The following is a 20,595-nucleotide window of genomic DNA, read 5'->3' as shown; positions in this document are numbered from 1 at the left end:
GATATTCAAAAAGGGAATGGAGTTTTCAGGAAGAGTAAACCGCACCGAGTTGAATTTCTTCAATGATGCTGTCGGCAGAGATGCCTTGTAATTGCGCGGCGGCCAGTCGCCCGGCGGCATAGCCGGTTTGTAAACAAATACCGATCACGCGCGCACTGGCAATGGCGCCGTCTGTGGCAGATATGTTTCGTCCACCCATATAAAGATTGTCGATGCCGTTGGCGCGGAGGCAACGGGCCGGCACCTGGTAAAATTCTTCCGGTTCGAAGTAACGCATATGTACACGGCGGTCCTGTTCCCATTCTTCAATGGGCCAGCCGCAATCCGCAATAGCGTCGGGAAATTTTTTACAACCCAATACATCTTCTTCTGTCAATACATAACGTCCATGTGTACGCTGACCGACACGGATGCCCACTTCGGGGGCAATATGTTCGATGGTCACTTCTTTGAAAGCGGCTACATTTTCTTTGAGATAAGTGGTAAGGCGGTAAATAAAATCAAAGGCCGAAGCCCGAAGCGCATCGAGATTGCCGGGGCAATAAGTAACCGGCACCGGAATGCCGATCTTGAGACTCACGGTGCCATCATGCAACGAGCCCTGCACCACATATACGCGATCGAAGTAATGATCGAGTTTGCCCTGTTGAATCGCCATACGAAGTTCTTTCATCAGGATCAGGCCCAGTTTTCCTTCATGCGTTTCTTTGATTCCCTGCAGGGTAAATACCTGCGCTGCGGCCTGGTAGTGCTCACTTCTGATTACCGTCAGGTCGGCAAGGCGTGCAACGGTGCTTTCGCCCGTACAATCAATAACGATACGCGGACGAATTTCTATTTCACCTTCATCCTGCGTGTGAATGAAAACGGCATTGACTTGTTTTTCTTTTACCGTTACTGCCGTAACATGGCTATGAAAGAATACGCGAACACCTTTTGTATTCAGTAATTCGTAACTGTATTGTTTAAAAACGTCGATATGATAGGGGAGATAGTGAAGACCGGATGCGTTGCTGAGCGGGGTTGTGCCGGAGCGGATACGCAGTTCTTCTGCAAAATCGCGTGCAAAACCTTTGACGATATAATCTGCACTATCAAAGCTGAAGCGATAAAGTCCGCAGATGGTGCCCACTTCAGCGGCAGTGGCTTTGCCGCCGGCATAACCATTTTTTTCCACCAGGGTCACGTCGAGTCCCGTGTCGGCGGCGGCCGAGGCGGCAGCGATTCCCGCCGCGCCTCCTCCCAGTACAAGAATATCTGTGCGTTGAAGCTTCATGGTTAATGGTTACCCGAAATTCTCCGAGCCCTTCGTTCCCTGAGCCCTTCGAGTGCCTCAGGGACCTTTGGGAACGAAGGGCGATGGGCCTTAAAGGGCATAGTTACGACTCTCCGGGCATTTGACCAATCCCACGAAATACGTATTTCCTATATCCGTGAAAAACCGTATTGTATCATTCGGAACCGCTGCCCAGCAGCATTTGACGAAGCCGCGCTATAAGTAGTTGCAGGTCTGCCTGCGGAACAATATCGGGTGAGTACGCAATGTTGATATTCAACGCTTCCCGGTGTTTGAGGAAGGAAAAAGTGAGGCCGGGCGGGAAGGTGGGCGACGGGTAGATCGTGACATGTTCCACCGGAATGCCCATAAAACGGTCGGTTTTGTTGAAACTGTCGCCCGTAGAAGAATAAAGAAAACTGGCAAAAGCGCCCTTGCCGCGCCGGTTGACCAGGAAATAGTAAAGATTCAGGGGAATGTGCCGCATCATGCTGAGCAGCATACTGTAACGCTGCGGCATTTTGTCGCGCATCTGATCGGTCATTTGCTGCTGCAGTGCTGCCACGGTCGTAGGAAGCTGATGTAACTGGTCGCGTTCCAGCCGGTAAAAAAGAAAAGCAACGGTGTTGGTGATGACCGGCCCGAATGATCCACGCAGGCGTCCGTCATAGGGAATGGGGATCCAGAAAGGACCGGGAATATTTTTTTCATCCAACCTTGCACGCACTGCCTGCGCGCAACAGGATAAATAAAAAAGATTGGGACCAAATCTCGCGCCTGCTGCCGTGGCCTGTTGCTGAATGCGCGCCGTTTCTTCAACAGAAAACTGAACCAGTTGCGTATGAAATTGTGATGGCTCTTTACCATAACCGGATGCAACAGAGGCAATAGGCGCGCGGGAAGATTTTTCGATAAAACTTTTTACGCGATACATGTTGCGGATATACGCAGGCCAGTTTGCTTTTTTCTCCGGAGGAGGAAATAAAACATCGGCCGATCTCGCGGGCTGTCCTTCATGCAATTCATTCAGGTGTTGTATCAGCATACCGATACCGCGGCCGTCGAGTAAAATATGATTCCAGGAAATAACAATCGCCGTTGTGTCATCGGGATAATGCACCAGGTCGCATTCTATAAAATGCTGCTGACGCAACGGAAGATCGCGCTGCAAAAGTGTTGCCGGTAATTCTCCGGCTTGTCCGTATTGATGTTCGTAAAACGGGATAGGTTGGTTGCCGCCGGTGTATTCCCAATAAGGTCGTCCGAATAATCCGCCACTGTGAAGGCGTATGTTGCAAAGCCATTGGACAAGCGGAGACGCGTTAAGTTGTGCGGATAACTGTTGTGCCGCTATTTTTTCCTGCGATTGAAAAACGATCCGCATGACGTTGCTTCCAGTGCCGTATTTATGTGCGTGTTTGTCCAGTACGAGATGAAAACAATCCGAACCGCTCAATATTACTTTACGGGGAAGCGCAGGCATAAGGTCAGTTAGTGGCCGACAATTCGCGGACCAGGCGGGCCAGGCTGCGAAGGGTTTGAAAATTTTCAGGAAGCAATTTGTCGTCCGGTACAGGTGTATTGAAATTCCGCTCGAGGAAAAGGATGATCTCAACGGTAGAGAACGAGTCGATGCCTGCCTGTTGCAGATTGGTATCCGGTGTCAGTTCCACACCACCCGCCAGGATGTTTGTTTCAATAAACTGCCTTATATCGGCTATGATCACAGATTCTTCCATAGTGTAATTGCTAAGATAGGGGAAATTGAAGATGCGTTGTCAGATGCGCCGTTTCCATTTGTTAATCGCTGTGGCACATCCGAGTGTGATCACGAAGAACAGGAAGAGCTTCAACGAATAAATCAAAATATCACTTAGTCCGCCCTGCCGCAGGAACAATTGATAATAACCATCCAGCGACCAGTTCAACGGCGAGAAGACACTGATTTGGCGCATGGCTTCCGGCATTACATAAGTCGGTACCCAAATGCCGCCCAATGCAGAGAGCAAAAGAATAGACAACGAGCCCATGATAGCGCCCTGCTGTTCGGTAGACGCCAGTGTTCCAACCAGCACACCATATCCTGTTGCTGCAAGCGAAGTGGCGATCGTTAATACTGCAATGCCCGCCATGCTATGACCCAATACTAATTTGGGAAGGCCCAGCATCGGAAGGAAATATAAACCAACCGATAACATCAGCATAAACTGGATCAGGCAAACCATTACATACACGATCAGCTTGCCTTGTGTCAGCAACAGGTAAGAAGTGGGCATCGTGTGCAAACGGAAAGCGCTGCCTTCGCTTTTTTCCTTCATAATACTTCCGCAAAGCGGAATGGCGATAAAGAACATGGCGAAGATGGTCCAGGCCGGAACATTGTGCTGCACGGCATTGGGCACCACCGTGTCGGAGGTGCGTGAAGCATACTCTTCATTGTAGCGGATGATCTGTGTACGCTGAAAGGCATTGCGCGGACCTTTGCCATTGTTATCGGGAATGATCTCCGCTATTTCTTTCGAGAAGGTCTCGAACATGATCTTTGTCTTTACCTCCGAAATAAATTCACGCAGATTGCTGGTAATGGAGGTAATGAACGATTTTTTGGTTACCGGATCGATGAGTATGGAGATCTCCACCGAATCGATGACGGCAACTTTGGATGGATCAGTATGTGTGGTGTCGCCGCTGTTGTCGATCGTTTCGGCGATCAGCGCCGTTACATTTTCGCGGATGGCGGCCGTAGCGCCGGCGGGCACAACGATACCAATGAGAAACTTACCATCGGCAATGGCCTTGCGTGCAGACTCCAATGTTGCGGGCTGCCCATCGATGGAATCGTAAAACGTACAAAGATCATTATTGCGCAAACCGTATTCGATCATGCTGCCGAGGGAATCGCGGTCCTGGTTAACAAACACAACGGGAATACCTTTTTCGTTCAATGTTTTGAAAGCCGCATCCTGGATCATCGTCATTACGAAGATGAGGATCATGGGCATGAGGAAAAGGATGGATAAGCCAACGCGGTCGCGCAGCAGCAGCCAGATTTCTTTTCGGATGGTGGCGAGTAGCTTGCTTATCATGTTAATCCCGGAGTTTACGGTTGGTCAGGTGGAGAAATACGGTTTCCAGGTTGTTGCATCCGGGGTGTGCCGCTATGAGGCTGGCAGGAGAACCTTCCGTCAGAATTCTTCCATGATCGATGATCGAAACATGCGTACAGAAGTTCTCCGCTTCTTCCATGTGATGCGAAGTATAAATGATGGTCGTTCCTTCTTTGTTTAATTCCTGGAGGTGTTCGATGATCACATTGCGGCTTTGCACATCCACGCCTACCGTTGGTTCGTCGAGAAATAAAATGCGCGGGCGATGAAGAACACCGGCGATGAGGTTCACCCTTCTTTTCATACCGCCGGAATAACCGGCAACGGGGCGGTTGGCTGCGGTGGTCAATCCCAGTTTTTCCAGCCATTCATCGATGCGGCTGCGCAATTCTTTTCCTTTTAATCCATACATATGGCCGTAAAAATCGAGGTTCTCGCGGGCCGTGAGGGTCGGATACAAAGCAATGTCCTGCGGCACGATGCCGATGATCGGACGTATGGAGGCTAAATCTTCGTGTAAATATTTTCCATCGATCTTCACGGTGCCGCTGGTTGGCGGAAACAATCCGCAGAGAATGGAGATCGTGGTGGTTTTGCCTGCGCCGTTGGGTCCGAGCAAACCAAACACTTCATTGCGTTCGATGGAAAACGAAATTCCCTTGACCGATGGTTCGGTCGCATTCCGGAACTTTTTCGTGAGCTCGCTGATTTCTATAATGGCGGAATGGCTCATAAGGGAGATTTGCGTCGCCGCGAAAATACGGAATGCCGGGCAATGGAATGCCCGCAGATCAAGGCATTAAGGTTCTTTTACCAGATTGGTGGTGATCTTGGCGGAAAGCAGGCAAAGCGGAATGCTTGGCCCCGGATGTACGCTGCCGCCACAGAAATAAAGGTTTTTGATTTCTTTGGAAAAATTAGCATGCCGCAGGAAGGCCGCGAACTTATTATTAGAGCTGTTTCCGTAAATAGCGCCGAATGCACTCGAGGTGCGGTTCTCTATCACGCGCGGATCAAACACCATCTCCGCTTCGATCAGCGGCTCAATATCCGTCTTCAGCATCCTGTTTACCTTGCTGACAATATTTTTTCTTGCCTGCGCGATGAGCTGGTCCCAATCCTGACCATTGTTGTTCGGCACATTGATGAACGTAAACCAGTTTTCGCCACCGGCAGGCGCATCTCCGGGAGAATGTTTACTGGTAATGTTGATATAAATGGTGGGATCGTTGTCGATGGTCTTGTGTTTGAAAATGGCTTCAAACTCTTTGCGGTAGTCCGCGCTGAAAAGAATATTGTGTAAACCGAGTTCGCTAAATTCTTTTTTGATACCCCAATAGAAAATAATGCCCGAGCTTGACTTGGGTTGATCGAGCGTTTTACGCGGCTTCTTCAGATTGGGCAGCAGCAGGCGATAGCTGTTGTAAACGTCCATGTTGCTGATCACTACGTCGTACTGTTCTGTTCCTTCATCGGTGCGGATGCCGCTGACTTTTTTGTTTTCGGTAAGGACCTCTCTTACCGGTGTGGAAAAACGAAACTGCACACCGATATCTTTCGCCAGTTTTACCAATGACCGGGTGATACTGTACATGCCACCTTCGGGATAATAAGCGCCTTTGGCGATCTCGAGGTGGGCAATGACATTGAGCGTGGCCGGAGCGAGATAAGGGCTGGAGCCATTATAAGTAGAATAACGGTTGAACAATTGTACCAGCCTCGGATCCTTAAACGATTTTTCATTGGCGCCGTTCATGGTATCGAATGCGCCGATCTTTCCGAAGTTGAGAATGCCGCGTAATACAGGCCAGGTGAGGAAGTTGCGGAACTTATGCAAAGAATTTTGCAGAAAAACCTCATCCGTCAAACGATAGATCGTTTCGGTGCGATTGAGGTAATTGACGATGGCTTCTTTACTATCACCGGTGGTTTTGGCCATTGCTTCGGCAAAACCTTCTTTGTTATGAAAAGCGTCCAACCTGCTTCCGTCTTCGAAAAAATAATGGTAAACAGGATTTAATTGTGTGTAATTGAAATAATCGCGGGGATTTTTTCCGGAGAGTTCGAATAATTCATCGACATACGAAGGCATGGTAAAAACAGAGGGACCCATGTCGAAACGGTAACCGTTATTGCTTTCGGAAGAAAGTTTGCCGCCGGGAAAACTGTTTGCTTCGTACACGGTTACGTCATAACCTTTGTTGCGCATGCGGATGGACGCCGCTATTCCCGACACACCTGCGCCGATTACGGCACAGCGCTTGTTGTTTTGGCTGGTCATATTTTGATAAGGGCGGCTCTGCTTTCCGCGGTGCCAAAAATACTGCATTTCGGGCAGCGGTCATTACCGGCCACCACGGAATTACTGACGAAAAACAAACGTTTTGTAACCGGAAAACCGGGTAGTCTTGAATACCTTTGCACCAATTAATGTTGTTTTATTATGATGCGTATGCGTACCAAACTGGTTTTAATCCTGCTTTGCATTTCCACGGCCGCTTCAGCCCAGAAACTGAAAAAGGCGGAGAAGGAAGTGCTGACTAATATTCAGCAACATGTTGCCTACCTGGCGGACGATAAGCTGGAAGGCCGCCGCGCCGGCAGCAAGGGGGAAGAACTGGCCATGCAATACATCGCGGAGCAATTCCGTGCTGCAGGACTGGCGCCTAAGGGTACGCAGGAATATTTTCAGGCATTTGATATCAACGATGGCAAACAGATCGGCCCCGAAACATTTCTTTCCATCAATGATCATCAGTTGAAGCCCGGAACCGACTTTTTCCCCTTATCCTTTTCTCCTGATGGCCGCATCAATGCGATGCCTGCGATTGCATTGGTAGAAGACGACATGCCCTGGTTTGTTGATCTGAGCGAAATCATTAAAGCAAACAGCCACAACCCGCACTTCGACCTGGCCGACTATATCCGCACCAATGCAAAGAAGGCGGCAGATAAACAGGCAACAGCGATCGTATTATACAACACATCCGATGTGGAAGACAAACTGGCTTTCGATCCGAGGGACCGTTCGGAAGCCACGCCTATTCCCGTGATCTATGTGAGCCGCGATGTAGCCAAACGTTTTTTCTCCGATCCAACCAGCTCATTCGAGATCAACCTGAATGTATCGATCATTGCACGCAAACGTACCGGCCATAATGTAGTCGGTTATATCGACAACGGCGCACCGACAACCGTCATACTCGGCGCACACTTCGATCACCTGGGTTATGGTGAAGACGGCAACTCCATGATGCGCACCGGAGAAAAACAAATTCATAACGGTGCTGATGACAATGCAAGCGGAACCGCGGCCCTTATAGAACTTGGGCGAATACTGAAAACAAGCAAAGCGAAAAAGAACAACTATCTCTTCATTGCCTTTTCCGGAGAAGAGCTGGGATTGTTTGGGTCAAAATATTTTACCCAAAATCCAACGATCGATCTGGCCGCGGCCAACTACATGATCAATATGGATATGGTCGGACGATTAAAAGACAGTACGAAAGCGCTGACGATTGGCGGTTATGGCACTTCGCCACAATGGGCATCTGTTATTCAACCCGCGAAGAAAGGATACTTCAATATCAACATCGATTCAAGCGGCGCCGGTCCGAGCGATCATACGTCGTTTTACCGCAAAGACATTCCGGTTTTATTCTATTTCACCGGCACACACTCCGACTACCACAAACCAAGTGATGACTTTGACAAAATCAACTATGTTGGTGAAGTAATGATCATTCAGCATATCCGCCAACTAATAGAAACTCTCGATAAACAAGGGAAATTATCTTTTCTCAAAACACGTGAGCAGCAGGTATCGGTAACGCCATTTAAAGTAACATTAGGCATCATGCCGGATTATTCATTCACCGGCGCAGGCGTAAGAGTGGATGGCGTAACGGATGGCCGGCCTGCGGCAAAAGCGGGCATCAAAGCGGGTGATGTGGTAACACAGCTTGGTGAGCGTGTGATCTCGGACATGGAGACTTATATGAAAGCGTTGAATGGATTCAGCAAAGGGCAAAAAACAACGGTGAAATTTAAACGCGGCAACGAAGAGAAGACGGCAGATATAGAATTCTGATAAAAGGGTAAGCCCGTTTAAATAGCGTATCTTTCACTAACAACCGATGTCATGGCCGAACGTCCCTTCAAGCTGACACTGAATACCCAGGATCTTACGGATGAGTTCTTCGAAGAAACGAAGCTACTGGGCATCATGGCGCCGGTAAAAGATTACCAATTTTGCTGGCATCTCAACAGCCTGATGGCGATTGATTTCCGGATCAATCATGAGATCGAGATCAAGCTGATCCGCAAAAAACGCGAATATTTTTTTTCCGTATACGAATATCCTGAGCCGACCGGCTCACTGTGCCATTATCTCTACAACAATCTGTTTGATGGTGAATACCTGTTGCCTGAATTCCGACACCTGGACTTTTTGTGGCTCATGAAAGGCGATACGGTCAGCGACGACTATTTCCAGGGAATCATGTCTTCCCTGCGCAGTCTCAACGGAGTACAACTCGTAACGGAGCTTACCAACGAAAAGATCAAAAACAAAGAACACCTCGTGTTTTAGTGGCACGGTTTTCCTGCCGTTTACGGCAAATAATACAGGTATGAGTAACTGGCAAGAAAAAAGCAACAAGCTGTATCGTTTGTTCCGTTTCCGCGATTTTACCGAAGCCTTTTCGTTTATGACCCGTGTGGCACAGGAGGCAGAAAAAATGGATCATCATCCCGAGTGGAAGAATGCCTATAATGTAGTGGAGATCTGGCTCAGCACGCATGATGCCGGAGATGTGGTCACAGAAAAAGACCATACGTTAGCCAAAAGAATCGATGCGCTTTTCGATTATTAATCCTGCGGTTTTTTCGGATAATCACAGAAAAGAAAACGCTTGGCCGCTGTATCAAAAGCAGCCCATGACTCTGTATCCGCTTCTACAGCAAATATGGCACAGGTGGGCATATCGTCGATGCGTGCATTCGTCAATGTATTGGCAAAATCGGTGATACCGGGATTGTGGGAGAAAATCACAGCGATGTTTCCTTCATCTTTGAAGCGGCCGATTACTTCCGTAAAAACATAAGGAGGGGCGAGATAAAGATCCTTTTCAAACAGGATATCTTTTTTATCTACGTCATAGGTTTCGGCAAAAATGTCTGCGGTTTTGCGGGCGCGTTTTGCCGGGCTGCTGATAAACAAATCAGGCACAATGCCGCGTTTACGTAAGCGTTCTGCCATTACGGGCGCGTCTGTTTTTCCCCGTGCGTTCAGCGGCCGGTCGAAATCTTCGAGTGTAACATCCTGCCAGTCACTTTTCGCATGACGGACCAATATGAGCGTTTTCATTTCTCACCGTTTAAAATAATAACAAGACCAGTGACAGACGGGCATAACAAACATCAAAGCGACCCTTGGTTGGGAGGATCGCCTTTTGCTAAAATAAGGAATGCGGAGCACAAGCAATGCGTGTACCGCTTAAGTATGAATTTTAATGATCAGAATCATGAGCAGGATCAGTAACCCCGTACATTTTTCCCTTCCATGTAGTTGATGAATGCCTTGTTCACCACTTTATTTCCGCCGGGCGTAGGGTAGTTGCCGGTGAAATACCAGTCACCCAGGTTGCTGGGGCAGGACTTGTGAAGATTTTCTATATTCTGGAAAATTACTTCAACGGGGATATCGATATCGGGCGGCGTGATCATTTTGGCGATGCGCTCGCTGATCTCTTCGGTAGTAGAGGTTTTATACAACTGTTTAACCACGTTCTCTGTGTGCAGTTGATTATTATGCTGCAGTTCGCGGCATCTTTCCAGCAATTCGTTGAGATAATCTCCTTTGCCTTTTTCTTTCAATAACTCCACAGTGGCGCCGAATGCGATGAAGTCGCCCATTTTGCTCATGTCGATCCCGTAACAATCGGGATAGCGGATTTGCGGGCAGGAAGAAACCACGATGATCTTTTTGGGCTTCAGGCGTGCCAGCATGCGGATGATGCTTTCCTTTAAAGTGGTGCCGCGAACGATGGAATCGTCGATCACCACCAGGGTATCTTCGCCGGGGCGAACAGTTCCGTAAGTGATATCGTAAACGTGTTGCACCATTTCATTGCGGGCATCGTCGCCGGTAATGAAGGTGCGCATTTTGACGTCTTTGATCGCGATCTTCTCTATACGGATGCGGCGGTTGATCATCTCAGACAACTTCTCTTCATCGAAATCTTTATCCCAACTGAGAATCCGCTCCAGTTTTACTTTGTTGAGGTAATCTTCCAACCCTTTCTGCAATCCGTAGAAAGCTACTTCGGCGGTATTGGGAATAAAAGAGAAAATGGTATTCTTCAAATCGTGATTAACGGAATTGAGAACCTGCTCGCTGAGGTTGTGTCCCAATGCGCTTCTTTCTTTGTAAATTTTTTCGTCACTGCCGCGGGAGAAATAAATGCGTTCGAAGCTGCAGGCTTTGCGTTCCTGTGCGTCGATGATCTGTTCTATTTCCCACTTGCCATCTTCCTGCACGATGAGTGCCTGTCCGGGCAGAAGTTCTTTCACTTCATTTTCCCCCACATTAAATGCGGTGCGGATAGCGGCTCTTTCGGAAGCAGCCACGATCACTTCTTCATTGATATAATAATAAGAAGGGCGGATGCCATGTGCATCACGGAAAACGAATGAGGTGCCGTTGCCGAGTAATCCCCCAACATGAAAACCGCCATCGAACAATGGCAGCGCTTTGCGCAGGGCAGATTTTACATCGGGGTTACCGGGTTGCTCTTCGTCGGCTTTAACGATGAAATGATGGATTACTTCCATCATGGCCGCGAGATCGCTCTGACGTTGAAACTCGCCCGGATTGATATTGATGAGAGAAAAAAGTTCTTCTGTATTAACGAGGTTGAAGTTGCCGGCCAGCGCGAGGTTGCGACTGGGAATAGTGTCACGTTTAATAAACGGGTGACAGAATTCAGCATTGTTTTTTCCTTGTGTGCCGTAGCGAAGATGACCCAGGAGCAATTCACCGAGAAAAGAGATGTGTCCTTTCATGAGGCCGGGGTGTTTGTGCACTTCCGGATTAAAGCGGGCCAGTTCGTCTACTTCGGCACCGATCTGGCGGAACACATCGGCAATTGCCTGGGGAGCGGCGCTGCGGATACGGTGAAGAAACGGGTAACCGGCTTCAACATTCAGCTTTACAGCGGCTACACCGGCGCCATCCTGGCCACGGTTGTGCTGTTTTTCCATCAGGAGGTACATCTTGTTGAGTCCCCACATGACGGAGCCGTATTGTTGCTGATAGTAGGAGAACGGTTTCCGCAGCCGCATAAAAGCAAGGCCGCATTCGTGTTTTATTGGATCGCTCATTGTTGTAGGAAAGCGCAAAGTTAGTCCATTCGCAGAAACTTTCCGGGACCTTAACAAAACAAAAAAGCGGACAGGCCGTGAGACCTGTCCGCTGGTGCAACAATGGGAAAATTAAATCATAGTTTCCTCACTGCCAGTTTTTTCCATATTAAAATCCGCGTGAATCGGTGCTATTGTACTTCTGCAAACTCTCGCAGGATTCAGAAGAGGTTTTATCCACCATGATATAATAGGTCGGAATTTTTGTAGCCATCCATTTGTCGATCACTTCCGCTTTTTTCTGCTCCAATGCTTCGGAGGCAATGCGGTTGTAGTCGTCGCGGAGGTTCAGGATATGCGGCTCTGTGCGGGACTTCAGGAAAACGATACGCACGGCGGCTTTTTTCTCTTCGGAAGTATAAGCTGTTGCGGGAGAAATATCGCCCACATTCATTTTGCTGATAAGAGCCACAGTTTCTTTATCCAACTGATCGATGGTCACATAAGGATTGCCTTCGCGGTTCATCATGAAGGGGCCGGAGAACTTAACGGAAGGGTCTTCGCTGAACTTGGTCGCAGCTTCGTTGAAGTTCATTTTACCGGTAGTGATCAGTGTGCGGATTGAATCGAGTTTGACAGTGGAGGCCAGGATTTCATTCTTGGTCACTGGCGGCACGCGCAGGATCATGCGGATGGTTGCCTTGTCACCTTTACGTTCGATCATCTGGATGAGGAAGTAACCGAAGCGGTCGGACTTCACGGGAACAGAAATCTCATCTTTTTTCAGGCGGAAGGAAGTAGACAGGAAAACGGGATCCCACATGCCTTTGTCGTTGCGGTTGATCTCGTACATGCCACCGCGGTCGCGGCTGCCCGGGTCTTCAGACACTCGTTTTGCAAGCGCCTCAAAAGAAATGGAGCCCGATTCGATCTGGCGTTTGTAGTTATTCATTTCCGTAACGATGTATTCCTCCAGGTCACGGGTAGCTTTCGGATAAAAAATAATCTGACCAACTTCCAGTTCCGATTCGAAGAACGGCAGGCTGTCTGAAGGAATTTTGTCGAAGAACGCTTTGGCTTCCTGTGGAGTAATGCGTACGTTCTCTACGATCTTGCGTTGCATCGCTTCGGCCCATTTACGCTCTTTCACCGATTCGCGGGCGTCGTCCTTGATCTGGTAAACGGACTTACCGGCCATGCGCACAAGTTCGTCTTCGCTGCCGAGTTGGTTAACGTAGTAGCGGATACGCTGATCGAGTTCAGCTTCTACTTCTTCGTCGGTAACGGGCAGGGAATCCTTCTGTGCCTGCAGCATGAGTACTTTGGAAATGATGGCCTGTTCCAGCAGCATGCACTCGGCTTTCTCGGGAACGTTGGCACCCTGGCGGCGAGCGTCAGCGATAGAGTTATAAATATCGGAGCGCAGGATGATCTTGTCACCAACAACGGCAACGATCTTGTCAGCCACGGCTTTGAAAGACTGACCCTGTGCAAATACGGTTGCTCCGGTGAGCAGGCATGCAGCCAGCAGGAGAGTTTGGATAAAACGCATAGTATCAAAAATAAACCCGCCGGCACACTGGTGGTGCGGAGGGCGGTCTATTTAACAAATATTTTCTGGTCTGAAATGAAAAAGGGGCCGGCTTGCGGCCAGCCCCTTGCTTTATTAAAGTGTTCGCTTAACTTCTTCTTCTTCAATAGCCACCACGGTGTCACCCACCTGGATGTCGGCGAAGTTGCGGATAGTAAGACCGCACTCCGTATTGCTGGCTACTTCTTTCACGTCGTCTTTGAAGCGTTTCAGGCTCGCCAGTTCGGCGAAGCCGCCTTCCGTACGAGGGTAGATCAGTACACCATCGCGGTACAGGCGGATCTTCGCGTCGCGCTTGATCTTACCTTCCTGTACATAACAACCTGCAACGGTAGCTTTGTCGAATTTGTACACCTCGCGGATTTCGACTGTGGCCACTTCTTTCTCTTCGATCTTCGGTTCCAGCAGGCCTTCCATGGCTGCTTTCACGTCGTTGATGGCGTTATAGATGATTGAGTACTGTTTGATCTCGATACCTTCCTGTTCGGCCAGGCGTGCTGCCTGCAGGTTGGCGCGTACGTTGAACGCGATAATGATGGCATCGGAAGCGTTGGCCAGTGAAACGTCGTTTTCGCTGATCGCACCTACACCTTTCAGGATCACATTTACCACGATCTCCTCGGTGCTCAGTTTCTGCAAGCTGTCGCTGAGGGCCTCTACGGAACCGTCCACGTCACCTTTGATGATCACGTTCAGTTCTTTAAAGTTACCCAGGGCCAGACGGCGACCGATCTCATCAAGGGTGATGTGTTTCTTGGTACGCATACCCTGTTCGCGGAGGATCTGACCGCGTTTGTAGGCGATCTCTTTGGCTTCGGCTTCGTCCTCGTATACACGGAACTTTTCGCCGGCCTGCGGAGCGCCGTTCAGGCCCAGCACTACTGCGGGAGCTGAAGGACCGGCGCCTTCGCTGCGTTCGTTGCGTTCGTTGAACATTGCCTTCACACGTCCGAAGTACTGACCGCTCACTACGAGGTCGCCCTGGCGCAGTGTACCATTTTGTACAAGTACGGTGGCTACATAACCGCGGCCTTTGTCGAGTGTTGCTTCGATGATGGTACCGTTAGACAACTTGTTGGGGTTGGCTTTCAGTTCCAGCAATTCGGCTTCGAGGAGGATCTTTTCCAGCAGCAGGTCGATGTTCAGGCCTTTTTTGGCGCTGATCTCCTGGCTCTGGAACTTACCGCCCCACTCTTCTACCAGGATGTTCATGCCTGACAATTGCTCGTATATCTTTTGCGGATTGGCTCCGTCTTTATCGATTTTGTTCACGGCGAAGATCATCGGAACGCCGGCAGCCTGTGCGTGGCTGATGGCTTCTTTTGTCTGAGGCATCACGGCGTCGTCGGCAGCTACCACGATTACGGCGATGTCGGTGATCTTGGCACCGCGGGCACGCATCGCGGTAAACGCTTCGTGACCTGGTGTATCCAGGAAGGTGATCTTCTTACCGCTCGGCGCAGTTACTTCGTAGGCGCCGATGTGCTGGGTGATACCGCCGGCTTCACCGGAAACCACGTTGGCATTGCGGATATAGTCGAGCAAGGAGGTTTTACCGTGGTCAACGTGACCCATGATAGTAACGATGGGGGAACGTGGCACGAGGTCTTCAGGGCTGTCATCTTCTTCCTCTTCTTCGAGTTCGGCTTGTTTATCCATGTCGATGAACTCAACATCGAAACCAAATTCGCTGGCTACCAGTTCGATTACTTCAGCGTCGAGGCGTTGGTTGATGGAAACCATGATACCGAGGCCCATACACTTGCTGATGACTTCGGTGAAACCTACGTCCATCAGGTTGGCGAGTTCGCTAACGCTGATAAACTCGGTCACCTGCAACTTGCCGTCTTCGGTCTGGTTGCCCATGGCTTCAGCCATTTCCTGGCGTTTTTCGCGGCGGAGTTTCGCCTTGAAATTTTTGCCGCCTCTGGCGCCGCCGGACAACTTGGCCTGCGTTTCCCGGATCTTTTCCTGGATTTCTTTCTCGTCGATCTGTTTATCTTCTCTGCGAACGGGAGCACCGCGACGGTTACCGCCGCCTTGTGTGCCGCCACGCTGATGGCCGCCGCGACCGGCGTTACCGCCCTGATGGGGGCGCTGGCCACCCTGACCCTGATGACCGCTGCGTCCTGTATCAGGAGCTTTGGTATCTTTTTTCTCGATCGGGATGCGTTTGCGTTTTTCGTCTTTTTTCGGGCGGGTGTCGTTGTCCACGGGCAGGTTGATCTTGCCGAGGATTTTGGGACCTTCGAGTTTTTCCGCCTTGATATTTTCGATAACGGGAGCCTGTTCTTCTTCGGAAGTCTCTTTAACGCCGGGTGTTTCTTCAACGGCCGGTGTTGCGGGAGTTTCTGCTGTTACGGCAGGCGTTGCAACCTCTTCTTTTTCCCTGGCCGGAGCTTCGGGTTGAGCGGGTTGTTCCTGTTGAACGGCCTCTTTTTTCTCTTCGGTTTTCTTCTTGATTACCTTTTTGGGGCGGGTAGAAGAATCGATAGCGGAGAGGTCGATCTTATCGATGATTTTGGGGCTGATACCTGTAACCGGGGGTTCAGGCTTGGCCTCTTCCTGTTTTGGTTGTTCTTCTGCCTTTACTTCGGGAGTGGCCGGAGCTTCGGGTTGAGCGGGCTCTGGCGCTTTTTCTTCCACCACGGCGGGCTTTGCGGGCTCGGCTGTTTTGGAAGGTTTGTCTTCTTTTTTGAAAAGGACTTCTGCTTCTTCTTTCTTCTTGCGCGGCTCAGCGATGTTGCCTTTGGGAAGATCTACCCGGTCGCTTTTTTCTTTCGCGGCCTTGTCGCTCTGAAACTCCGTTTGCAGGGCACGGTACATCTCCTCGGTCAGCTTCGAGGTTGGTTTAAGGTCATCCTGATTGAAGCCTTTCCCCACCAAAAAGTTCACAAGGGTTTCTTTACCGATGTTGAACTCTTTGGCCGCAGCCATTAATCGTAATGTGGTTGTTTCTGACATTCAGTTTATTTATAGTCTATAAAGTCAAATGCTCTCACACGGGTTCAATAAGGCACCGGGCTGCACCGGAAAGCTGCATCGCTGCGCTTACAGGCAGTGGTCGGGAAGCGTTTTTATTCGCTTTCGAGTTCGGCCTGCAGAATACGGCGTACTTCGGAAATAGTTTCTTTTTCCAGGTCGGTACGGCGTTCCAGTTCTTCCGGTGTCAGGTTGAGTACGCTGCGGGCGGTGTCACAGCCTACGCGTTTCAGTTCATCGAGCACCCATGTTTCAATTTCGTCGCTGAATTCTTCCAGGTCAACGTCAAATTCTTCTTCTTCGCCTTCGTTGTCGCGGAATACGTCCAGTTCGTAGCCGGTCAGTTCGCTCGCGAGTTTGATGTTTACACCGCGGCGGCCGATGGCCAGTGACACCTGATCGGGGCGGAGGTACACGTTGGCGTGTTTTTTCTCTGCATCGAGTTCCATATTGGTGATCTTGGCTGGTGTCAGGGAGCGCTGGATAAGCAACTGTGTGTTGCTGGTCCAGTTGATCACGTCGATATTTTCGTTTTTCAGTTCGCGGACGATACCGTGGATACGGCTACCTTTCATACCCACGCAGGCGCCTACGGGGTCGATGCGGTCGTCGTAAGACTCTACGGCTACTTTGGCGCGTTCTCCCGGATCGCGGACGATGCGTTTGATAACGATCAGGCCGTCGAATATTTCGGGAACTTCTATCTCCAACAACTTGGCCAAAAAGTCGGGTGAAGTGCGGGAGAGGATAATAACGGGGTTATTATTCTTCATGTCCACTTTCTTCACAACGGCGCGGATATTTTCACCTTTTTTGAAGTAATCCTGTGGGATTTGTTCGCTTTTGGGGAGGATCAGTTCGTTGCCTTCTTCGTCGAGCAGGAGGATTTCTTTTTTCCAGACCTGGTAAACTTCGGCGCTGATGATTTCTCCGATGCGTCCTTCATATTTCTTGGCGAGAACGTTCTTTTTCAGGTCACCGATACGACTGGCCAGAGTTTGTTTGGCGGCCAGGATGGCGCGGCGTCCGAAATCGTACAGGTCAATCTCTTCGTACAGATCTTCGCCTACTTCAAAGTCGGGTTCAACTTTGATGGCGTCCTGGTAACCAACCTGGGCCAGGGGATCTTCTACTTGTCCGTCTTCCACGATCAGGCGGTGGCGGATGATCTCGAGGTCACCTTTCTCTGCGTTCACGATCACGTCGAAGTTATCATCGCTACCAAATTTTTTGCGCAGCAGGGTCTTGAACACATCCTCTACCACTTTCATCATCGTGGGACGGTCAATATTTTCCGCATCCTTGAACTCCTGGAATGCTTCGATAAGATTGATTGCCATAAGAACAAAATTTGAAATCTGGCTCCGGAACAGTTGACTGTTTCGGGTTACCGGTTAAAATTTGATTTGAATTTTTGTGGTTTTAATCGTTGACAACAGGATCGTATGTGAAACCAGTTCTTTCTTCTTTCCTTTTCCCTTTTCTTCTTCTACCGTCAGGCTGGTGTCATCGGCGCCGGTAAGTTTACCCTCGAGTTTGGTGCCGTCGAGGAGTAAGATTTCAACATACCTGCCTACATTTTTGAGGTACTGGCGTTGCAGCTTGAGGGGCTCATCGAGTCCGGGGGAGGAAACCTCGAGCGAAAAATCGCCTTCGGGAAATGTTCCCAGTTCTTCGATAGCCTTGTAGAGTTGCCGGTTATACCGTACCAACTGGTCGATACCTACTCCCTGGTCGCCGTCGATAAATACCTTAATATTATTGGTAGGCTTGATTTTGATCTCAACCAGGAAATGTGATGGGTTCTGTTCCAGCAGCGGGCCGATTTTTTCGGTCACTGTGGAAATTATAGTTTCATTGTTCATATCGGGCAAAAGAAGAAGGGAACGATTTCGTTCCCTTCTATTGTCTAATTCCGATGCGAAGGTAAGGAGAAATACGATAGAAATGTCAAAAAACCGTGGATATCTTTTTTGCCGGGAGTGCGGAAACCTTTAACGAACTATTTATCTGTGGCGGGGTTATAAAAAGACAAACAATGGTAGTTTTGTTGCACAATGTTTAAGATCATTCTCTATATACTGCTTGCCTGGTTTCTGTACAACCTCATATTCCGGTTTATCATACCGGTTTACCGGGCGTCGCGCCAGATGCGGAAGCAATTCCGCGAGGTGCAGGAGCAATTTCAGCAGGCTGCGCGCCAGCAGCATCAGTCGGCTCAGGCGGCCCCGCATCAGCAGGCCTCTTCGCAGCCGGCTCCCAAATCCCAGGGCGATTACATTGAATTTGAAGAAATAAAGTAGACGGGGTTCCTGTAAATGCCGTCAAAATAGCTATTTTTGCGCCTGCCTTTATGGCACCGGACCCTTAGCTCAGTCGGTTAGAGCATCTGACTCATAATCAGAGGGTCGCTGGTTCGAGCCCGGCAGGGTCCACTGAATAGTAAGCACTTACGTTTTTGTAGGTGCTTTTTTTGTTTGAGGGAACGAGGCAAAAAATTAAACGTTTATTACCGGTAGCCGGCACATTGGGGTATTATCTTGCTGCCATTAACCTCGATAGAAATGGCCCTTACCATAAACAACATAGAAGCCGAATTGAGTTACGCCTATCTCCATGCGGTGGCCAGCAAAGCGGGAATGAGCTGCAAACCAGGTGACAGACACGACGATGGGCATGGTGTAGATGCTGAACTAAACTACAGAAATGTGACAAGCCACCCCTTTCACAAGCATATTCAGCTAAACATTCAATTAAAAGCGACCACCGGCTCTTCCGGTAAAGATGAAGGGCATGCCCGTTATTTTATCGACGATACGAAGCGATATGATAAACTAAGAAGGGAGGACAGTGATATCTATAAAATATTGGTTGTATTGTTTCTGCCGAGAGAATCAAACGATTGGCTCGGCTGCGACGAAGATGAATTGATAATGAAGCACGCTGCTTATTGGATTTGCCTGTATGGCGCCGAGCAATCCGGAAACGACTCCGGACAAACCATATATATTCCAAGATCCCATCTTCTGACGCCGGACGAATTGATCCGGATAGCTAACCTGGCAGCAGTAAAAAAGATTCCAAACTATGTAAGCTCCGCAAAATGAAATTTGTCGATGTAAGTGCTATAGAGATCCGGGATTATGCACAAAGTCTCAACTGGACGCTCGTTAAAGAGGCGTTGCAGGAAGGGTTATTTGTTTTAAACAGTCCGGACGGAAGTAATACGCAATTACTTTTTCCAAAAGAGGTTGCCTCTGCCTCGTTTCAGGAATTGGCTTATATGAGTTTAAAACGATTAGCTGAATATTATAAAAAACCAATTGAGGCTATCGCCGAAGATATTCGGGAGGTCAACGATGATGTAATTGGTGTTCGGTATTATTCTGCGAATAAAACAGTGAATTCAATTTCGTTCGAAGAGGCTTACCAGGCAATAGCTGCTACCCGGCAACTGATTCTATCTGCTGCGAGTACTGTGGTAAACCCTCAGTTGTTTCATCGTAAACTCAACAGAACCGAGCCCCAGGAAATTATTAAAAACACCAGGTTTCGGCATACGGAAGAAGGAAGTTTTATTATAAAGGTTTCCATACCCTTTGAAAAAGCTTCTTCCGGCAAGGTATTTTTCAGTGAACAGTGTGGCAGCAATATGCCAATCGGAAGGCAAACCATAGAAGTTATCAGTCAGTCGTCCCAGGCTATTATCGATGCGATAGAATCTAATTCAATTCAGGCGCTATATGTGGCCGAAGCAAAAAAAACCAACCCGATAATCAGCTATAACTTTTGTGACGCCCTGATTAAAGTTTTTGATGACGAAAGAGAACTGCCCTTTGAGCTGTTGTTTAATTGGAGTAAATCTTCAGCACTAACATATCCTGTGCCTACGGCTCCCCGAAGGGTATCTTTCCCGTTTGACTATAAACCCAAACTCCAGGAGCTAAAGAATTATCTGGCTCCTGCAACGAAAGCTGTAGCCGACACTTTTTATGCAACGGTTGAATCTTTAAATGGTGATATAGGGCCTGACGGTATGAGATCGGGAGAAGTTACCTTGTCCGTATTAATCGAAAACGAAATAGTCCGGGCCCGGGCAAACCTGGACAAAGAAAAATATAAGACCGCTATCGAAGCTCACCAGCAAGGCGGAGCCTATGTTATGGCAAAAGGAATTCTCAACAGGCAAAACAGGTTCGGGCTGATTGAAAAAATTACTGAGTTTAGTTTGTTGACTTGATGTCTGCGATTTACGTAGGTTTTTAAGAACAGATATT

At 49.0% G+C, this 20,595-nt stretch carries 18 protein-coding genes and 1 tRNA gene; 7 read left to right on the top strand and 12 right to left on the bottom strand.

Translation table 11 applies throughout. The features are described from left to right. Positions 1 to 25: 25 nt before the first annotated feature. The 6 genes from H608_RS0101275 to crtD form a co-directional block, all read right to left on the bottom strand. On the bottom strand, positions 26 to 1,276 hold the full coding sequence (locus tag H608_RS0101275) for an FAD-dependent oxidoreductase (protein WP_028786078.1): 1,251 nt from the start codon (positions 1,274 to 1,276) through the stop codon (positions 26 to 28). A gap of 175 nt (positions 1,277 to 1,451) precedes the next feature. After that, positions 1,452 to 2,759, bottom strand: a complete 1,308-nt coding sequence (locus H608_RS0101270; RefSeq protein WP_028786077.1) for a hypothetical protein — start codon at positions 2,757 to 2,759, stop codon at positions 1,452 to 1,454. Positions 2,760 to 2,763: 4 nt separating this feature from the next. Then, positions 2,764 to 3,015: an acyl carrier protein gene (locus H608_RS0101265; protein ID WP_028786076.1), complete on the bottom strand. Its 252-nt coding sequence runs from the start codon at positions 3,013 to 3,015 to the stop codon at positions 2,764 to 2,766. 39 nt (positions 3,016 to 3,054) lie between these two features. Beyond that, complete coding sequence (locus H608_RS0101260; RefSeq protein WP_028786075.1) at positions 3,055 to 4,362, bottom strand: ABC transporter permease; 1,308 nt, start codon at positions 4,360 to 4,362, stop codon at positions 3,055 to 3,057. 1 nt (position 4,363) lies between these two features. Then, the gene (locus H608_RS0101255; RefSeq protein ID WP_038006612.1) at positions 4,364 to 5,116 is read right to left on the bottom strand and encodes an ABC transporter ATP-binding protein; all 753 of its coding nucleotides are present in this window, start codon (positions 5,114 to 5,116) and stop codon (positions 4,364 to 4,366) included. Between the two features lie 66 nt (positions 5,117 to 5,182). Then, positions 5,183 to 6,664: a 1-hydroxycarotenoid 3,4-desaturase CrtD gene (crtD, locus tag H608_RS0101250; RefSeq protein WP_028786073.1), complete on the bottom strand. Its 1,482-nt coding sequence runs from the start codon at positions 6,662 to 6,664 to the stop codon at positions 5,183 to 5,185. 171 nt (positions 6,665 to 6,835) lie between these two features. Here crtD and H608_RS23295 point away from each other — a divergent pair, with 171 nt between their 5' ends. Genes H608_RS23295 through H608_RS0101235 form a run of 3 tightly spaced genes read left to right on the top strand, consistent with a single transcriptional unit; the run spans position 6,836 to position 9,257 of the window. Then, positions 6,836 to 8,473, top strand: a complete 1,638-nt coding sequence (locus tag H608_RS23295) for a M28 family peptidase (RefSeq protein ID WP_162142830.1) — start codon at positions 6,836 to 6,838, stop codon at positions 8,471 to 8,473. A gap of 51 nt (positions 8,474 to 8,524) precedes the next feature. Next, positions 8,525 to 8,974 carry an IPExxxVDY family protein gene (locus H608_RS0101240; RefSeq protein ID WP_028786072.1) on the top strand — a complete coding sequence of 150 codons (450 nt, stop codon included), beginning with the start codon at positions 8,525 to 8,527 and terminating at the stop codon, positions 8,972 to 8,974. A gap of 40 nt (positions 8,975 to 9,014) precedes the next feature. Beyond that, positions 9,015 to 9,257 carry a 4a-hydroxytetrahydrobiopterin dehydratase gene (locus H608_RS0101235; RefSeq protein ID WP_028786071.1) on the top strand — a complete coding sequence of 81 codons (243 nt, stop codon included), beginning with the start codon at positions 9,015 to 9,017 and terminating at the stop codon, positions 9,255 to 9,257. Here the strand turns inward: H608_RS0101235 and H608_RS0101230 are convergent. The 6 genes from H608_RS0101230 to H608_RS0101205 form a co-directional block, all read right to left on the bottom strand. Continuing rightward, positions 9,254 to 9,751 (bottom strand): SixA phosphatase family protein, encoded by a 498-nt coding sequence (locus H608_RS0101230; RefSeq protein ID WP_028786070.1) that lies wholly within the window; start codon positions 9,749 to 9,751, stop codon positions 9,254 to 9,256. The two genes, H608_RS0101235 and H608_RS0101230, sit on opposite strands and share 4 nt — an antisense overlap. 167 nt (positions 9,752 to 9,918) lie before the next feature. Beyond that, positions 9,919 to 11,766 carry an amidophosphoribosyltransferase gene (locus H608_RS0101225; RefSeq protein ID WP_028786069.1) on the bottom strand — a complete coding sequence of 616 codons (1,848 nt, stop codon included), beginning with the start codon at positions 11,764 to 11,766 and terminating at the stop codon, positions 9,919 to 9,921. A gap of 148 nt (positions 11,767 to 11,914) precedes the next feature. Next, positions 11,915 to 13,297 (bottom strand): peptidylprolyl isomerase, encoded by a 1,383-nt coding sequence (locus H608_RS0101220; protein ID WP_028786068.1) that lies wholly within the window; start codon positions 13,295 to 13,297, stop codon positions 11,915 to 11,917. A 114-nt stretch (positions 13,298 to 13,411) separates the two neighbouring features. Continuing rightward, complete coding sequence (gene infB, locus H608_RS0101215; RefSeq protein WP_028786067.1) at positions 13,412 to 16,300, bottom strand: translation initiation factor IF-2; 2,889 nt, start codon at positions 16,298 to 16,300, stop codon at positions 13,412 to 13,414. Between the two features lie 113 nt (positions 16,301 to 16,413). After that, positions 16,414 to 17,658 carry a transcription termination factor NusA gene (nusA, locus tag H608_RS0101210; RefSeq protein WP_038006608.1) on the bottom strand — a complete coding sequence of 415 codons (1,245 nt, stop codon included), beginning with the start codon at positions 17,656 to 17,658 and terminating at the stop codon, positions 16,414 to 16,416. Between the two features lie 54 nt (positions 17,659 to 17,712). Next, positions 17,713 to 18,156 (bottom strand): ribosome maturation factor RimP, encoded by a 444-nt coding sequence (locus H608_RS0101205; RefSeq protein ID WP_245565698.1) that lies wholly within the window; start codon positions 18,154 to 18,156, stop codon positions 17,713 to 17,715. Between the two features lie 219 nt (positions 18,157 to 18,375). On the opposite strand from H608_RS0101205, the gene H608_RS0101200 reads away from it, so the two are divergent. The 4 genes from H608_RS0101200 to H608_RS0101185 all read left to right on the top strand — a co-directional run bounded on the left by H608_RS0101200 (position 18,376) and on the right by H608_RS0101185 (position 20,558). Further along, positions 18,376 to 18,621 carry a DUF4834 family protein gene (locus H608_RS0101200; protein WP_028786064.1) on the top strand — a complete coding sequence of 82 codons (246 nt, stop codon included), beginning with the start codon at positions 18,376 to 18,378 and terminating at the stop codon, positions 18,619 to 18,621. 58 nt (positions 18,622 to 18,679) lie between these two features. Next, positions 18,680 to 18,753, top strand: a tRNA-Ile gene (locus tag H608_RS0101195). Positions 18,754 to 18,882: 129 nt separating this feature from the next. Continuing rightward, positions 18,883 to 19,425 carry a DUF4365 domain-containing protein gene (locus tag H608_RS0101190; RefSeq protein WP_028786063.1) on the top strand — a complete coding sequence of 181 codons (543 nt, stop codon included), beginning with the start codon at positions 18,883 to 18,885 and terminating at the stop codon, positions 19,423 to 19,425. Next, positions 19,422 to 20,558, top strand: a complete 1,137-nt coding sequence (locus H608_RS0101185) for a hypothetical protein (RefSeq protein ID WP_028786062.1) — start codon at positions 19,422 to 19,424, stop codon at positions 20,556 to 20,558. Before H608_RS0101190 ends, H608_RS0101185 begins: the two co-directional genes overlap by 4 nt. The last annotated feature ends 37 nt before the right edge of the window (positions 20,559 to 20,595 follow it).

The sequence above is a fragment of the Terrimonas ferruginea DSM 30193 genome (assembly GCF_000425585.1).
Taxonomy (GTDB): Bacteria; Bacteroidota; Bacteroidia; order Chitinophagales; family Chitinophagaceae; genus Terrimonas; species Terrimonas ferruginea.
Note: the sequence above shows the minus strand (reverse complement) of the source record. Positions and strands in the feature narration are given on the sequence as shown.

Bases quoted from the DNA above. Each gene is read 5' to 3' on its own strand.
- H608_RS0101275 (WP_028786078.1), bottom strand. From the start codon at position 1,276: ATGAAGCTTCAACGCACAGATATTCTTGTACTGGGAGGAGGCGCGGCG.
- H608_RS0101270 (WP_028786077.1), bottom strand. From the start codon at position 2,759: ATGCCTGCGCTTCCCCGTAAAGTAATATTGAGCGGTTCGGATTGTTTT.
- H608_RS0101265 (WP_028786076.1), bottom strand. From the start codon at position 3,015: ATGGAAGAATCTGTGATCATAGCCGATATAAGGCAGTTTATTGAAACA.
- H608_RS0101260 (WP_028786075.1), bottom strand. From the start codon at position 4,362: ATGATAAGCAAGCTACTCGCCACCATCCGAAAAGAAATCTGGCTGCTG.
- H608_RS0101255 (WP_038006612.1), bottom strand. From the start codon at position 5,116: ATGAGCCATTCCGCCATTATAGAAATCAGCGAGCTCACGAAAAAGTTC.
- crtD (WP_028786073.1), bottom strand. From the start codon at position 6,664: ATGACCAGCCAAAACAACAAGCGCTGTGCCGTAATCGGCGCAGGTGTG.
- H608_RS23295 (WP_162142830.1), top strand. From the start codon at position 6,836: ATGCGTACCAAACTGGTTTTAATCCTGCTTTGCATTTCCACGGCCGCT.
- H608_RS0101240 (WP_028786072.1), top strand. From the start codon at position 8,525: ATGGCCGAACGTCCCTTCAAGCTGACACTGAATACCCAGGATCTTACG.
- H608_RS0101235 (WP_028786071.1), top strand. From the start codon at position 9,015: ATGAGTAACTGGCAAGAAAAAAGCAACAAGCTGTATCGTTTGTTCCGT.
- H608_RS0101230 (WP_028786070.1), bottom strand. From the start codon at position 9,751: ATGAAAACGCTCATATTGGTCCGTCATGCGAAAAGTGACTGGCAGGAT.
- H608_RS0101225 (WP_028786069.1), bottom strand. From the start codon at position 11,766: ATGAGCGATCCAATAAAACACGAATGCGGCCTTGCTTTTATGCGGCTG.
- H608_RS0101220 (WP_028786068.1), bottom strand. From the start codon at position 13,297: ATGCGTTTTATCCAAACTCTCCTGCTGGCTGCATGCCTGCTCACCGGA.
- infB (WP_028786067.1), bottom strand. From the start codon at position 16,300: ATGTCAGAAACAACCACATTACGATTAATGGCTGCGGCCAAAGAGTTC.
- nusA (WP_038006608.1), bottom strand. From the start codon at position 17,658: ATGGCAATCAATCTTATCGAAGCATTCCAGGAGTTCAAGGATGCGGAA.
- H608_RS0101200 (WP_028786064.1), top strand. From the start codon at position 18,376: ATGTTTAAGATCATTCTCTATATACTGCTTGCCTGGTTTCTGTACAAC.
- H608_RS0101190 (WP_028786063.1), top strand. From the start codon at position 18,883: ATGGCCCTTACCATAAACAACATAGAAGCCGAATTGAGTTACGCCTAT.
- H608_RS0101185 (WP_028786062.1), top strand. From the start codon at position 19,422: ATGAAATTTGTCGATGTAAGTGCTATAGAGATCCGGGATTATGCACAA.